Here is a 14,401-nt window from a genome sequence, read left to right as displayed (position 1 = left end):
GATCGTCATACTTGCAGACCATCATCCTTGCCCATGGCTGACTGGATCGACCTGCTGCAATGGCCGGCCATGGCGGTGACGCTGTTGGCCGCCTTCCTGGTCGGCTCGAACCACCAGGGCCGCCGCATCGGCGGCTTTGCTGCCTTCGTCGTCAGCAATGTGTTGTGGATCAGCTGGGGCTTGCACGACGGCGCCTGGGCCCTGATCGCCCTGCAGGCCGGCCTGTTCCTGACCAATCTGCGCGGCATCCGCAAGAGCGGACAGGGTCAGGCAAGCACTGCTGCCGCGCCGGTCCCACCTACTGGCGGGCCGCCTTCAATCCCAGTTGCGCCATCGCCGCCGTCAGCCGTTTGACGGTACAAGCACTGCGGCCGTAGTCCGCCCACGGCGCATTGCCGGTTACGAGACGCGCCTGCACGTTGCGGATGTTCCACTGGTCGCCGGCCCTCACCTGCGCCAGCTCATCCCAGCCGATCGGTACGGAAACGCCCAGCCCCGGCCGCGTGCGCAGCGACCAGGCCGCCGCCGTGGTGGCACCGCGGCCATTGCGCAGGTAATCGATAAAAATCTTGCCAACCCGGTTGTCCGGCCCGCTTTTCAGGGCGAAGCGCTGGGGCAGGGTCTGCGCCATGTGCTGCACAATCTGTCGGCTGAAATGTTTGATGTCGTCCCAGCCGGCATGGGGACGCAGCGGCACCACCACGTGCAAGCCCTTGCCGCCGCTGGTTTTGACGAACGCGGTCAAGCCCAGCTGCTCGAGGAAAGCCTTGATCAATTGGCCGGCCTCTTGCATGGTCGGCCAGGCGACGCCGGCGCCGGGATCGAGGTCGAACACCATGCGATCGGGCGTGTCGTAGTGGACAGCGAGCGCGTTTTGGCTGTGAAATTCGACCACATTCCACTGCGCCGCCGCCAGCAGGCCGCCCGCTTCGGCAATTTCCAGCATCGGTGGATGGTCGGGATCTAATTCCTGCGGCAACTGCCGCACGCCTGGCAGCCTGGCGACATCGGCGTGCTTTTGAAAAAACAGTGCGCCGCCGACGCCGGCCGGCGCCCGCACCAGCGCGACGGGGCGCTGCCGCAGTTGCGCCATCATCAGTTTGCCCACCTGGGCGTAATAGTCAAGCAGTTCGCCCTTGGTGGCGCCCGACTGCGCGTCGATGACGCGCTCGGCGTGGCTGATGACCAGTCCCGCGGGCAGGGTCGTGGCGGTCGTCGGTACCTTGCTGCTGACTTTGCGATTCACCTTCTTGCTCGCCTTATTGCTCACCCCGTTCTCCACTGGCTGCGCCTTCTCGCGCACAAGCGCCGTCGCCGGTTTGGCTTCACGCAGTCCGTGAAACACCGCGTGCCGCACGGCGCCGCCACTGGTCCATTCGGCAAAGCTGACCTCGCACACCAGGATCGGCTTGACCCAGTGGGGCTGCCGTCCGGCCACTGCCCCCGCTGGAAACGGACTGTCTGCCGTCGCCCAGGCAGCCAGCTTGTCCTTGAGCTGTGTGAGCAGCGCCCTACTAAAACCGCTGCCCACATTGCCCGCATACTGCAGCACCCCGTCTGCGTCATAGGTGCCGAGCAGCAAAGCGCCCAGGCCCACGCGCGCGCCGTGCGGATCGGTGTAGCCGCCAATGACGAATTGCTGCCGCTTGCCGCACTTGAGCTTGATCCAGTCGGCCGAGCGCCGCTGCACATACGGCCCGTCGCGGCGCTTGCCGATCACCCCTTCGAGGCCGAGGCGACAGGCGGCGGCCAGCAGCGCCTGCGGATCGTTGCCGAATTCTTCGCTAAAGCGCACCACCGCCGATGGCAGATGGTCGAGCACATTGTGCAGCGCCGCGCGCCGCTGCACCAGCGTGCAGGCACGCAAATCGTGGCCGTGCAAATACGGCACATCGAACAGAACATACAGCAGTCGGGCGCTGCCGCTGCCATCGAAGGCGGCCTGCAACAAGCCAAAATCGGGCTTGCCGTGCGCATCATGGACGACGATTTCGCCGTCGTACCAACCATCGGGCAACTGCATGCGCGCCAGTTCGGCGCGCAAGGCGGGCATCCTGTCCGTCCAGTCGTTGCCATTGCGGGTGATTAATTTGATGCTGCCCCCTTCCACCCGCGCAAGCATGCGGTAGCCATCGAACTTGATTTCAAACACCCAGTCGGCGCCATTGGCCGGCGCCTGTTCGACCAGGGTGGCCAGCTGCGGCTTGCAGTGCGCGGGCAGGCTGGACTCGACGGCGCCGGCCGGCGGCGCGCTGGCCGCTTGGGCGGCGTCCGTGGCAGCGGCAGCGACAGGCAGGCTGGCCACGCTGTCAGGCAGTGCGTCAACCACCGAATACGCGGCTGCCGGCCGCACGAATTCGTCTTTTTCCTTCATCAGCAGCCACACCGGCTTGTGCTCATCCTTGCCCTTCATGCGAATCAGCGCCCATTTGCCCTGCATTTTGTGGCCGTGCAGTTCGAATTTCAGGTTGCCCGTCGCCAGGCCCGCACGGGGATCGCCCAGCGGGGTCCAGCGGCCCCGGTCCCAGATGATCACCTCGCCAGCGCCATACTGGTGGGCGGCAATGCGGCCTTCGAAGCTGGCATACGCCAGCGGATGGTCTTCCACCTGCACCGCCATGCGCTTGTCGTGGCTGTCATAGCTGGGCCCCTTCGGCACCGCCCAGCTTTTCAGGGTGCCATCGAGTTCCAGCCGCAAGTCATAATGGAGGTGGCTGGCCCAGTGCTTCTGGATGACAAAGGCCAGCGGCGCGCCGTCGGCGCGATCGGCATGGGTAGCGGCCGGTTCGCTGGTCAGCGAAAAATTGCGTTTTGCCTTGTACTGTGCGAGGGCGTCGGTCATGGCTTGGTGGGCATCGTCAATGGTGAACAACCATCGTAGTGCCGGCTCAACGCGCCGACCGTTCGCTGGCGAACCTTTGTAAGGGAATGTAATTGACGTCATCGGCCCACGCCGCCACCGCGTTCTATGCTCAGGACTGCGGAACTAGCCGCAGCGACAACCACTACAGAAGGAACTACCATGAACAAACTGATCGCCACCGTCATCGCTTCCCTGTTTGCCACCGCTGCGTTCGCCCAGACCCCGGCCACAGCCCCGGCCGCCAAGGTCACCACCGCCCAGGCCAAAGAGCAAAAAGCCGTCGCCAAGGCTGACGAAAAAGTGGAAAAAGTCGCCGCCGATGCCAGCGCTGACAAAGCCGTTGCACACGCTGACGCTGCCAAGACCAAAGCCAAAGCCCACAAGAAAGTCGCCAAGGCCAAAGCTGAAGCGAAAGCCGACAAGGCAGCAGCGACCGCCGACAAGAACGCTACCCCCGCAGTGGCAAAATAAACCGGCCAAGTAAATTGGCAAAATAAGCAGGCGAAAAAAAACGGCATCGCGCTCCATGAGTGCGATGCCGCAAGGGCAAAATTTGATATAAACCGTTGCTACATCGTTGCTTCAAGCCGCCCGGCGCCTGTGCGCCGGGCTTTTTTTGCTGGCTTTTTTACTCCACCTTACCCCAGCCACCACCGAGCGCGCGCACCAGCGCCACCGTGGTGATGGCCTGGTTGCCACGCAGCTGCGCCGCATTGCGCTCGGCCGAGGCCAGATTGCGCTGGGCGTCGAGCAGATCGAGGTAGCTCGAGCGGCCCGCCTGGTACAGCTTTTGTGCCAGCTCGGCCGAACGGCGCGCATACACCACGCCGGCGTCAACCTGTTCGGCCTGGCTGGCGAGGATGCGCAGGCCGGCCAGGTTATCCTCGACCTCGGCAAACGCCACCAGCACGTTTTGCCGGTACGCCGCCACCGATTCTTCCAGCACCGCTTCGCTGCGGGCGATATTGGCTTTATTGCGGCCGCCATCGATGACCGGCATCGACAGCAAGGCCCCCAGCAACCATGACTGGCCGCTCAGCTTGAGCACATTCGACAACGCCACCGACTCGCCGCCACCGGCGGCCGACAAACCCAGCGCCGGGAACATGGCCGAACGGGCCACGCCGATGCGCGCGTTCGATGCCACCATGGCGCGCTGGGCGGCGGTCACATCCGGCCGGCGCTCGAGCAGCTGCGACGGCAGACCGGCCGGAATCAGCGGCAGGGCGCTGGCATCGAACAGCGGATTGACAACGGCGCTGAAGGCCGCCACCGGTTTGCCCAGCAACACCGCCAGCGCATGCTCGAGGTTGACGCGCTGGCGCTGCAAGCCGATTTCTTCGGCGCGGGCCGCGGCCAGTTCGGTCTTGGCACGCACCAGGTCGAATTCGCCGATGTCGCCATGGTCGAAGCGGCTCTGGTTGATCGTCACGCTTTGCACGCGCAAATCGCTGGCACGCGCCAGCGTGGCCAGTTCGGCGTCAAGCGAGCGCAGGCGATAGTAGGTCTGGGCGACGTCGGCCTGCAGCGACAGCAGCACCGAACGGTAGGTCGCTTCCTGCGCCTGGCTGTCGGCCTGCGCCGCGCTGACATTGGCACTGACGCGGCCGAACAGGTCGACCTCGTAGCTGGCCGTCAGCTGCCCCTGATAGGTGGTGGCCGCGGCGATGGTCTGGCTCTTGGCGCGCTGGCCGCTGACATTCGCACCGACCTGCACGCTGCGGTCGGCGCTGGCGGTACCGGCGATGGCACGCGCCTGTTTGACGCGCGCTGCGGCCACTGCCAGACTGGCATTGGCTTCACCGGCCTGGGCGATCAAGTCGTTCAGGGTGGCGTCATGAAAGGCCAGCCACCACTGGCCGCGTTCGACGTTTTCAGCGGGCTGCGCCACTTTCCAGGCGCTGCCATCGATGGCAGTGAGCGGGGTGGCCGCTTCCTTGAAGGCGCTCGGCATCGGCACCATCGGCGCCTGCAGGGCCGGCGTCGTCGAGCAGCCGGCCAGCACCAATGCCAGTGCCAGTAGGGTTAACTTGAGCTTCATTTACAGCACTCCTTCAATGCGCGGGGCCAGCGGCACGATGTCGTGCGCCGGCGCCGCCTTGGGCGACTTCTCAAAACGCTTCGCAAGGGTGCGCAGCAAGACATAAAACACCGGCGTGAGGAACAGGCCGAAGAAGGTCACCCCCAGCATGCCGGCAAACACCGCCACCCCCATCGCGTGACGCATCTCGGCGCCAGCACCGTGCGAAAACACCAGTGGCAGCACGCCCATGATGAAGGCGATCGAGGTCATCAGGATCGGCCGCAGACGCTGGTGACACGCTTCCAGGGCGGCGGCGACCACGCTGCGGCCATGGTCTTCCAGTTCGCGGGCAAATTCGACGATCAGGATGGCGTTTTTCGACGCCAGCCCGACCAGCACGAACAGGGCGATCTGGGTAAAGATATTGTTATCACCGCCCGTCAGCTTGACACCGACCAGCGCGCACAGGATCGACATCGGCACGATCAGGATCACCGCCAGCGGCAGGGTCCAGCTTTCGTACTGGGCCGCCAGCACCAGGAACACCAGCAGCACGCACAGGGGGAACACGTAGACCATGGTGTTACCGGACAAAATATCCTGGTAGGTCAGTTCGGTCCACTCGAAGCTGATCCCCTTGGGCAGCACGTCGCGGGCGATTTTTGCCATCGCCGCCTGCGCCTGGCCGGACGACACGCCGGGCGCGGCGCCGCCATTGATGTCAGCCGACACATAGGCGTTGTAGCGCTGCACGCGGTCCGGACCATAACTGTCTTTCACGCGCATCAGCGACGACAGCGGGATCATCTCACCCTTGTCACTACGGACCTTTAACTGGGCGATGTCTTCCGGCTTGGAGCGAAACGCCGCATCGGCCTGTACCCGTACCTGGTAGGTGCGGCCGAACTGGTTAAAGTCGTTGACGTACAGCGAACCGAGGTTGATCTGCAAGGTCTGGTAGATGGTCGACAGTGGCACGCCAAGCTGCTTGGCCTTGGTGCGGTCGACATCGGCGAACAGTTGCGGCACATTGATCTGGAAGCTCGAGTAGACCCCGGCCAGGCTCTTGTCCATCCACGCCTTGCCTTGCAGTGCCTGGATCGCCTTGTACATTTCATCGTTGCCGACGTTGCCGCGGTCTTCCACCATCATCTTGAAGCCGCCGGTGGTACCGAGGCCGTTGACCGGTGGTGGAGGCACCACCATGATGAAAGCGTCCTGGATGCCGCCCAGGCGCTTGTTGATTTCAGCGGCAATCGACGGCCCGTCCATGCCCTTGCCGGTGCGCTCCTCGAATGGTTTGAGCGAGTAGAACACCACGCCGGCATTGGGCGCATTGGTAAAGCCATTGATCGACAGGCCGGGGAAAGCGATCGACGAATCGACGCCGGGCACCTTGGCGGCGATCTCCGACATTTGGCGAATCACCTTGTCGGTGCGGCTGATGGTGGCGGCGTCGGGCAGCTGGGCAAAGCCGATCAGGTACTGCTTGTCCTGGGCGGGCACAAAGCCGGCCGGCACTGCCTTGAACATGAAGACGGCGCCCACGCCCAGCAGCAGGTACACCGCCACCGACAGCGTCTTGCGCTTGAGGACACCATTGACGCCACGCTCATACTTGATCGAAGTGCGGCCGAAAAAGCGGTTGAACCAGCCGAAGAAGCCGCCAAACAGCTTGTCCATGCCGCGTGTGAGGGCGTCTTTCGGCGCGTCGTGGCGGCGCAGCAGGGCAGCGGCCAGCGCAGGCGAGAGCGTGAGCGAACTAAATGCCGAGATCACCGTCGAAATCGCAATGGTCAGCGCAAACTGGCGGTAGAACTGGCCGGTCAGGCCGGACACAAAAGCGATCGGCACGAACACCGCGCACAGCACCAGGGCGATGGCGATGATGGGGCCACTGACTTCCTTCATCGCCTGCACGGTGGCGTCGCGCGGCGACAGGCCGCCTTCGATATTGCGCTCGACGTTTTCCACCACCACGATGGCGTCATCGACGACGATACCGATCGCCAGCACCAGTCCAAACAGCGACAGGGTGTTGATCGAAAAGCCGAAACCGAGCATCACCGCAAAGGTACCGATGATCGATACCGGCACTGCCACCAGCGGGATGATGGAAGCGCGCCAGGTTTGCAGGAACACGATCACCACCAGCACCACCAGCGCCACCGCTTCGAGCAGGGTGTGGATGACGGCGCGGATCGATTCGCGCACGAACTGGGTGGGGTCATACACCACGCTGAAATCGACGCCTTCGGGGAAGTCTTTTTTCAGCTCGGCCATCTTGGCCCGCACATCGGCGGAGAGCTGCAGCGCGTTCGAACCCGGAGCCTCGAAAATGACGATGGCGGCGGCCGACTTGTTGTTCAGCAGGGAGCGCAGGGCGTACGAGTTCGAACCGAGTTCGATGCGGGCGACGTCTTTCAGCTGGGTGATGGCCCCTTCGCTGCCGGTGCGCACGATGATGCCGCCGAATTCCTCGATGGTCGACAGGCGACCCTGGGTATTGACGGTCATCTGGAACTCGGCGTCCTTGGCGGGCGAAGCGCCCACCACGCCGGCGGCGACCTGGACGTTCTGCTCGCGGATGGCGTTGACCACATCGTTGGCGGTCATGCCGCGTGCGGCCACTTTTTGCGGATCGAGCCAGACGCGCATGGCGTAGTCGCCCGCGCCGAACAGCTGGACGTCGCCCATGCCGTTGATGCGAGCGAGCTGGTCCTTGACATTCAACACCGCGTAGTTACGCAGGTAGACGTCGTCATAGCGGCCATTCGGCGACACCAGGTGGACCACCATGGTCAGGTTAGGCGAAGCCTTGACGGCGGTGACGCCGATCTGGCGCACCTCTTCGGGCAGGCGTGGCAGCGCGCGCGCGATGCGGTTCTGGATCTGCGTTTCGGCCTGCTCGATATTCGTGCCAACCTTGAACGTCACCGTCAGCGCCAGCGCGCCGTCGGAAGTCGATTGCGACGACATGTACAGCATGCCCTCGGTGCCGTTGATCTGCTCTTCCAGCGGGGCCGCCACGGTTTCGGCGATCACCTTCGGATTGGCGCCCGGGTACTGGGCGCGCACCACCACCGATGGCGGCACCACGTCCGGATACTCGGACACCGGCAGGGCAAAAATCGACAGCAGCCCGGCGACGAAGATGATGACCGACAGGACGGCGGCAAAAATCGGCCGGTCGATGAAAAATTTGGAGAAATTCATGCTTATTCCTTGGACGTGTTCACTGCCGCAGCGGCTACTTTGGCGTCACCCTGCATCGGCACGATCTGCGCCGAAATAGGCGCACCGGGGCGCACCCGCTGCAAGCCGTTGACGACGATTTTTTCACCGGGCTTGACGCCCTCGCGCACCACGCGCAGGCCGTCGATCATGGGGCCGAGGGTGACGGGACGGTATTCGGCGGTGTTGTCGGCCTTGACGACGTAGACAAATTTGCGGTTCTGGTCGGTGCTGATGGCGCGGTCGGCGATCAGGGTGGCGCGCGTATTGGCGGCCGGGTCGCCCGACAGCTGCACGCGGGCGAACAGGCCAGGCACCAGGGTATTGTCGGCATTGGCGAAGGTGGCGCGCATGCGCACGCTGCCGGTGGCGGCGTCCAGGCGGTTGTCGACGAACTGCAATTTACCCGTGTGGGGGAAGCCTTCTTCGTTCGACAGGCCGATCTTGACCACCACCGGGGTGCCTTTTTGCGCGACCCGTGCCACCCGCAGATAGGTGTCTTCGTCGCCATCGAAGCTGGCATAGATATCTTTGTTGGACACCACCGAGGTGAGGATGGCGCTGCCATCGACCAGGTTGCCGGTGGTGATTTCCGCTTTCGACACCCGTCCGCTGATCGGCGACGTCACTTTTGTATACGCCAGGTTCAGGCGAGCCGCTTCAAGCTGGGCCTGGGCGGCGCGGGCGTTGGCGTCGAGTTCCTTCAGGCTGGAATTTTTTTCGTCGACTTCGCGCTGGGCGATCGCCTTGTCCGCCAGCAGCACTTCGGCGCGCTTGAGTTCGAGGCGCGCCAGATCGGCCTTGGCGCGCGCCGATACAGCGCTCGCCTCAGCGCGGTCCGCTTCAGCCTGGAACGGCCGCGCATCGATGGTAAACAGGACGTCGCCCTTTTTCACCAGGCTGCCCGGCTCAAACAGGATGGCGGTGATGAAACCGCTGGCGCGGGCGCGGATGTCGACCCGTTCGACCGCCTCGAGGCGGCCGGAAAACTCCTGGGTCTCGCTGACCTGGCGCTCGACCACCACGGCGGCGGTGACGGGCGGACCACCGGCGGCGGCGGCATCGGGCGCCTTGGCCTGAGTGTCGGGGCCGCAGCCCGACAGGGTGACGGCGCCGGCGAGGGCCAGCGCGACGGCGATCGGCGTGAGGGCCAGGCGGCTGAAGTGGTGTGGGGTTTTCATGTTGTTTTCCCTAGTTTGGTAAAAATGGACCTGCATACATACGACTGCTGATGCTGATAAATAGTGCGAACAAGGCGTGCAAATAAATTATGGCTAAAATAACAACGAAAAAATGGCAAACGGGATTTGGCGCAACAGCCAAGTTTGCTTATATGACAACAATTAACTGTCACCGAACGGTCGGCAGCGGGCATCGAAGGCGACGCCCGGCACAACGGTCAATCGATGGACGTCCAGCCCCGCAGGGCGCGCGTCAATTTAGCTGGGAGGGTTGGGAGCCATGCCGGTCTCCTCGAGGGGGTCAGCAACGTCGAGCGCTGCCATGAAGCGACCAATTTCGTTCAGGGCAGCCGCCTTGCAGGCACAGTCATTGCGCGCGCCCGCTTCTTGCAGGGGCGCGGGCGAGAGCCGCTTGAGCGTGGTCGCCACGCCATTGGCCGCCAGCTTGGCGGCATATTGTTCAGCTTCGTCGCGCAAAGGGTCGTCTTCGGCCGACAGCACCAGCGCGGGCGGCAAGTTTTTCAGGCGACTCGATTGCAGGGGCGAGGCGTACGGGTGGGTACGGTCAGCCGGATTGGGCAGATAGCCCCGGTAACTGGCGGCGCAGGTGCTGGCAACCGCATCCATCCCGTCGGCAGGGGCCAGCTGGCGCATCGAGCAGGTGGTCAGGGCCGGGTCGAGCATCGGCATGATGAGAATCTGGCCGGCCAGCTCGGGGCCGCCACGGTCGCGCGACATCAGCGCGCAGACGGCGGCCAGATTGGCGCCCGCTTCGATTCCCGCCACCACCAGGCGCTTGCCGTTCCAGCCCAGGCTGGCCTTGTTTTTCTTCGCCCACAGCAGCACCGCGTGAGCGTCTTCCACCGCCGCCGGGAACGGCTTGACGGTGGCCAGGGTGTAGCTCGACGACAGTACCAGCTGATGCGGCGCATCGGCCGACAGGTGATGCAGAAACACATCGCCCTCGTCCAGACTGCCGCTGACAAAGCCGCCACCGTGGAAAAACACCATCAGCGTGTCGTGCTTGATGGCTTTGCCCGAAGGTCCGCGCGCGGCTGCACCACTGTAGAGCCGCGCTGCGAGCAGGCCGTCGGCGCCGCCGACCTGCATGTTACGCACCGTCACTTGTGGAAAATCCACGACATTGGACGGTGTATTCATTGCTTGCTCACGGCGCGCGGGTCGGCGGCGTCGCCTCCTGCGAGCTCGCCACTGGCAAGCTGGGTATGGTCGAACAGATCATGTGCGAGTGCATCAAAACCACCCACCTCGAAGCGCGCAGCCTGCTGGAATTGCTCCGTATAAGCCATGCCGGTCAGGGTGGACAGGCTCAGCACCAGGGCCAGGCCGGTAACAAAAGCATCTTTAAAACGCATGATCGCGGCTCCCCGTTGATCTGTTCCAGTAAATTCATTGCCGGGTCTTTTGATCCAGTGCAGCCAGTATAGACATCGACTACAATCCGATAAATAGGGCAGAAGCGAATTGATTGTTCAGCCTTTTGAACAATGCGAGGAATAAATGAACAAACTACAGGCAATGGAAGTCTTCGTCCAGGTGGTCGACACGGGCAGTTTCACCAAGGCAGCCGAGCAGATGCAACTGCCCAAGGCAAGCGTATCGACGCTGGTGCTGGCGCTGGAAAACGCCCTGGCGGTCAAGCTGCTGCACCGCACCACGCGCCATGTCAGCGTGACCTCCGATGGCGCTGTCTATTACGAGCGCTGCCTGCGCATTCTCGGCGACGTGCGCGACGCCGAGGAATCGCTCTCGCGCAACCGCGCCAGTCCCAGCGGCCGCCTGCGCATCGATGTCGCCAGCGGCGTTGCCAATGAAATCCTGATCCCCGCCCTGCCCGACTTTTTCGCCCGCTACCCCGACATCATGCTCGACCTCGGTTGCGGCGACCGCGCCGTCGATCTGATCGAAGAAGGGGTCGACTGCGCCATCCGCGGCGGCGACTTGCCCGACTCCACCCTGATCGCGCGCCGGGTTGGCGTGCTGCACTTCGTCACCGCCGCCACCCCGGCCTACATTGCCCGCTACGGCCGGCCGGCCCACCCCAGCGAGCTGGCCGCGGGCCACATCGGTGTCAATTATTTTTCATCGAAGACGGGCAAGGTCTACGACTGGGACTTCCAGCGCGGCGACGACGCGCTGGTGGTCAAGCTCGCCGGCCAGCTGGCCGTCAACGATTCGACCGCGTATAAAAATGCCGGACTGGCGGGGCTGGGCATCATCCAGCTACCCAGTTATTCGACCGATCCGCACGTCCTCGACGGCAGCCTCGAACTGCTGCTGGAAGACTGGACCAGTTCACCGCTGCCGGTGCATGTGGTATATCCTCAAAACCGCCACCTGTCGGCCAAGGTGCGCGTGTTCGTCGAATGGGTGGCCGATCTGTTTCTGTCGCACCCCGGATTTCAACTGAAGGCGCCGCTTCGCCAGGCTGCCTGATCATCACTGGATACACCATGCTCGAGATCGTCAAACACCATATCGTTTTCCTCGACCGCGAGAGCCTGCAAGCGACCGTGCGGCCGCCGGCATTCGCCCACCAGTGGCGCGAATTTGCCGCCACCGACGCCGTCGACGCTGCGTCCCGGCTGCACGGCGCCACCATCGCCATCACCAACAAAGTGCCGCTGCGCGAAGCCGATCTGGCGCGCCTGCCGGACCTTCAAATGATCGCGGTGGCTGCCACCGGCACCGACATCGTCGACCTGGCCGCCTGTCGCGCGCGCGGCATCGTGGTATCGAACATCCGCGATTATTCGCTGGTGTCGGTGCCCGAACACTGTTTTAGTTTGATCCTGGCGCTGCGCCGCAATCTGCTTGCGTACGCCGCCGATGTCGCCGCCGGCAAATGGCAAACGGCCACTCAATTTTGCCTGTTCGATCATCCCATCACCGACCTGGCTGGCAGCACACTGGGCATCGTCGGTTACGGCGCCCTCGGCCAGCGCGTGGCGCAGATCGGCCGCGCCTTCGGCATGAAGGTGGTGGTGAACTCGCGCTCGGCCGTCACCGATGCTGGCGTGACCAGTGTGCCGCTGGCCGAGCTGCTGCAAACGGCCGACGTCATCAGCCTGCACCTGCCGTTGACGGCGCAGACACGCCACATGATCGGTGCGGCGGAACTGGCGACCATGAAGCCGACGGCACTGTTGATCAACACCGCGCGTGGTGGCCTGGTCGACGAAGCGGCGCTGGCGCAGGCGCTGCGCGATGGCGTCATCGGTGGCGCCGGCTTCGACGTGCTGACCAAGGAGCCGCCCGCCGATGGCAATGCCTTGCTCGAACTCGATCAGGCGAATTTCATTTTGACGCCGCACGTGGCGTGGGCCAGTGCGGGCGCCATGCAGATTCTTGCCGATATGCTGGTCGATAATATCGAAGCGTTCGTGGCGGGGACGCCGAAGAATGTGGTGAGCTGAGCGTCTCAGTCAAATACCTCGACCAGTCTGAAATGCAGGGTGAGACGGCGCGCACCAGCGCATCGTCGTTGGCATCGCGGCCCCAGAAAGTCAGGCGTTTTAAGCGCGCGCTCGGTACCAGCGCAGGTCTGCGGTCGACGGCCAGTTGCGGATCGAATTGGTCAGGCGGAGCGCCAGGGCCGAGGCGCTGGACCATATAAAGCAACTGGCCGATTCTTTCAAAATCGCGCGACGGTGTAAAAGCCTGCTGCACCGGCGGCGGCCGCTTCAGCGCATAGCGCCGCAGGGTTGATTCGGCGGCACGGGGCGAGTCGAACAGCAGGCCGTCAAACCCGACTGCGCCACCTTCATACAAACTGATTTTTAAACGCTCTGTCGCTGTCATGTGCGCGTCCCTGGCGGGTGTGACGGGTTATTGCTTATTGCTTATCCAGTAGCGCCGCGCCAGTTGCCGCTCATCGATCGTCGTGCGTTCAAACACGCCACCATTCGATTCAATGACCTTCCGCGATCCCCAGTTCGTGTCCCTGCAAGTGACCAGGAGCCGGCCGAGTCCGATCTTCTTCGCTTCAACGATCGCCAGGGCCAGCATTGTCGTCGCATAGCCCTTGCGCCTTTGACCCGGACAGATACCGTAACCGATGTGGCCCCCGCTCTCGCGCACGGTCGGATGATCGATATGGTGGCGAATCTGGATGGCGCCGAACAGGGTCGCCCTGTCGGTATCGGCCAGAAAAAACAGGTGCGCCGGCACGCTCGCGGGGCCGGACGCGGTCAGGTCGCGCTGGACGATCGAGAGGAATTCATCGAAGTCTGTTCCCGCAAAAAGCCTGCCCGGTGCGGTCGGCGTTTCGGCCTGGCGCCACGCACGGACCAGGTCGTCGTAAGCAGCGCGATGTTTTTCGTTTGGAAATTCCAGAATCAGCATATCTTCATATTGACGGCCGCAAAAAGCGACCGGCCTTCGCTGTCAGCACGTCGATCAGCGCCGGCTGCATGTAAGTGTAGTCGTCGGGAATATCCAGGCAGATCACCTGCTTGCCGTTCAGGTAAGGGCGAAAGCGCGAGGCCAGCCGTCGCCGGTGCGCTTTTTCCATCACAAAAATGACGGTTGCCCATTCGATCTGTTCGCGCGACAAGGGCACGTCGGCATCGTTGCCGAGCCCGGCCGAATCTGTATCGACGCCCGGCCAGGCAGCGAACACCCTCTCGGCGGTCGGGCTGCGCAGGCGGTTTTGCGTGCATATAAACAGGGCGCGTTTCAACGGGCATGGCCAACGATCTACGGCGAATTGCCGGGTGCGCAATCTTATCAGCGGGTAAGTGTTAAGCTGGTATTTTTCACTTCCATCGAGGCTTACCATGGTCACTGAATTTGCCGAAATCCGCATCCAGCCCGGCACCAGCGAAGATTTTCTGCGCGCCGTCGCCGAAGCGGCGCCCCTGTTTCGCCGTGCGCGCGGCTGCCAGTTCATGCGCATTGAACAGCGCGTCGAAGAGCCGGACATGTATGTCCTGATGGTCGGTTGGGCCACCCTGGAAGACCATGAAGTGCACTTCCGTCAGAGCGCCGATTTTCAAAGCTGGCGCGCGCTGGTCGGTGGTTTTTTTGCCGGCCCGCCCACCGTCACCCACACCCAGCCAGTGCTGACGGGGTTTTAAA

13 protein-coding genes are annotated in these 14,401 nt (G+C 63.5%); 5 read left to right on the top strand and 8 right to left on the bottom strand.

Features of this window, described 5'->3' with window-relative positions; genetic code table 11:
• The first annotated feature begins 33 nt into the window (after nt 1–33).
• Entirely contained in the window at nt 34–354 is a 321-nt protein-coding gene (locus ACP7BZ_RS12550; protein WP_426113569.1) for a hypothetical protein, read from the top strand.
• Here the strand turns inward: ACP7BZ_RS12550 and ligD are convergent.
• Entirely contained in the window at nt 299–2,842 is a 2,544-nt protein-coding gene (gene ligD, locus ACP7BZ_RS12545) for a DNA ligase D (protein WP_426113567.1), read from the bottom strand. The genes ACP7BZ_RS12550 and ligD overlap by 56 nt on opposite strands.
• Before the next feature lie 180 nt (nt 2,843–3,022).
• Here ligD and ACP7BZ_RS12540 point away from each other — a divergent pair, with 180 nt between their 5' ends.
• Nucleotides 3,023–3,334, top strand: coding sequence for a hypothetical protein (locus tag ACP7BZ_RS12540; protein ID WP_426113565.1), 312 nt, complete (start codon nt 3,023–3,025; stop codon nt 3,332–3,334).
• Between the two features lie 157 nt (nt 3,335–3,491).
• Here ACP7BZ_RS12540 and ACP7BZ_RS12535 read toward each other — a convergent pair whose 3' ends face one another.
• From ACP7BZ_RS12535 to ACP7BZ_RS12515, 5 genes are all read right to left on the bottom strand, one after another.
• Nucleotides 3,492–4,904 (bottom strand): efflux transporter outer membrane subunit, encoded by a 1,413-nt coding sequence (locus tag ACP7BZ_RS12535; RefSeq protein ID WP_426113563.1) that lies wholly within the window; start codon nt 4,902–4,904, stop codon nt 3,492–3,494.
• Nucleotides 4,905–8,102: an efflux RND transporter permease subunit gene (locus tag ACP7BZ_RS12530; RefSeq protein ID WP_426113561.1), complete on the bottom strand. Its 3,198-nt coding sequence runs from the start codon at nt 8,100–8,102 to the stop codon at nt 4,905–4,907.
• A 2-nt stretch (nt 8,103–8,104) separates the two neighbouring features.
• Nucleotides 8,105–9,301 carry an efflux RND transporter periplasmic adaptor subunit gene (locus tag ACP7BZ_RS12525; RefSeq protein ID WP_426113559.1) on the bottom strand — a complete coding sequence of 399 codons (1,197 nt, stop codon included), beginning with the start codon at nt 9,299–9,301 and terminating at the stop codon, nt 8,105–8,107.
• Between the two features lie 258 nt (nt 9,302–9,559).
• A complete protein-coding gene (locus ACP7BZ_RS12520) occupies nt 9,560–10,462 on the bottom strand; it encodes an alpha/beta hydrolase (protein WP_426113557.1) in 903 nt (300 codons plus the stop codon).
• Nucleotides 10,459–10,677 (bottom strand): hypothetical protein, encoded by a 219-nt coding sequence (locus tag ACP7BZ_RS12515; protein ID WP_426113555.1) that lies wholly within the window; start codon nt 10,675–10,677, stop codon nt 10,459–10,461. The genes ACP7BZ_RS12520 and ACP7BZ_RS12515 overlap by 4 nt, the downstream gene beginning before the upstream one ends.
• 145 nt (nt 10,678–10,822) lie before the next feature.
• Between ACP7BZ_RS12515 and ACP7BZ_RS12510 the strand changes: the two genes are divergently transcribed.
• On the top strand, nt 10,823–11,758 hold the full coding sequence (locus ACP7BZ_RS12510) for a LysR substrate-binding domain-containing protein (protein WP_426113553.1): 936 nt from the start codon (nt 10,823–10,825) through the stop codon (nt 11,756–11,758).
• A 17-nt stretch (nt 11,759–11,775) separates the two neighbouring features.
• Nucleotides 11,776–12,738: a D-2-hydroxyacid dehydrogenase gene (locus tag ACP7BZ_RS12505; protein WP_426113551.1), complete on the top strand. Its 963-nt coding sequence runs from the start codon at nt 11,776–11,778 to the stop codon at nt 12,736–12,738.
• 412 nt (nt 12,739–13,150) lie between these two features.
• Here ACP7BZ_RS12505 and ACP7BZ_RS12500 read toward each other — a convergent pair whose 3' ends face one another.
• Nucleotides 13,151–13,666 (bottom strand): GNAT family N-acetyltransferase, encoded by a 516-nt coding sequence (locus tag ACP7BZ_RS12500; protein WP_426113549.1) that lies wholly within the window; start codon nt 13,664–13,666, stop codon nt 13,151–13,153.
• Nucleotides 13,667–13,670: 4 nt separating this feature from the next.
• Entirely contained in the window at nt 13,671–14,003 is a 333-nt protein-coding gene (locus ACP7BZ_RS12495) for a low molecular weight protein tyrosine phosphatase family protein (RefSeq protein ID WP_426113726.1), read from the bottom strand.
• A gap of 97 nt (nt 14,004–14,100) precedes the next feature.
• Here ACP7BZ_RS12495 and ACP7BZ_RS12490 point away from each other — a divergent pair, with 97 nt between their 5' ends.
• Nucleotides 14,101–14,400, top strand: a complete 300-nt coding sequence (locus ACP7BZ_RS12490; protein WP_426113547.1) for a putative quinol monooxygenase — start codon at nt 14,101–14,103, stop codon at nt 14,398–14,400.
• The last annotated feature ends 1 nt before the right edge of the window (nt 14,401 follow it).

The organism is Massilia sp. PWRC2, from assembly GCF_049896725.1.
Lineage (GTDB): Bacteria > Pseudomonadota > Gammaproteobacteria > Burkholderiales > Burkholderiaceae_D > JAFCUW01.
This window is presented reverse-complemented; position numbering and strand designations above follow the sequence as displayed.

Bases quoted from the DNA above. Each gene is read 5' to 3' on its own strand.
- ACP7BZ_RS12535 (WP_426113563.1), bottom strand. From the start codon at position 4,904: ATGAAGCTCAAGTTAACCCTACTGGCACTGGCATTGGTGCTGGCCGGC.
- ACP7BZ_RS12530 (WP_426113561.1), bottom strand. From the start codon at position 8,102: ATGAATTTCTCCAAATTTTTCATCGACCGGCCGATTTTTGCCGCCGTC.
- ACP7BZ_RS12500 (WP_426113549.1), bottom strand. From the start codon at position 13,666: ATGCTGATTCTGGAATTTCCAAACGAAAAACATCGCGCTGCTTACGAC.
- ACP7BZ_RS12540 (WP_426113565.1), top strand. From the start codon at position 3,023: ATGAACAAACTGATCGCCACCGTCATCGCTTCCCTGTTTGCCACCGCT.
- ACP7BZ_RS12490 (WP_426113547.1), top strand. From the start codon at position 14,101: ATGGTCACTGAATTTGCCGAAATCCGCATCCAGCCCGGCACCAGCGAA.
- ACP7BZ_RS12505 (WP_426113551.1), top strand. From the start codon at position 11,776: ATGCTCGAGATCGTCAAACACCATATCGTTTTCCTCGACCGCGAGAGC.
- ACP7BZ_RS12515 (WP_426113555.1), bottom strand. From the start codon at position 10,677: ATGCGTTTTAAAGATGCTTTTGTTACCGGCCTGGCCCTGGTGCTGAGC.
- ACP7BZ_RS12520 (WP_426113557.1), bottom strand. From the start codon at position 10,462: ATGAATACACCGTCCAATGTCGTGGATTTTCCACAAGTGACGGTGCGT.
- ACP7BZ_RS12525 (WP_426113559.1), bottom strand. From the start codon at position 9,301: ATGAAAACCCCACACCACTTCAGCCGCCTGGCCCTCACGCCGATCGCC.
- ACP7BZ_RS12510 (WP_426113553.1), top strand. From the start codon at position 10,823: ATGAACAAACTACAGGCAATGGAAGTCTTCGTCCAGGTGGTCGACACG.
- ACP7BZ_RS12550 (WP_426113569.1), top strand. From the start codon at position 34: ATGGCTGACTGGATCGACCTGCTGCAATGGCCGGCCATGGCGGTGACG.
- ligD (WP_426113567.1), bottom strand. From the start codon at position 2,842: ATGACCGACGCCCTCGCACAGTACAAGGCAAAACGCAATTTTTCGCTG.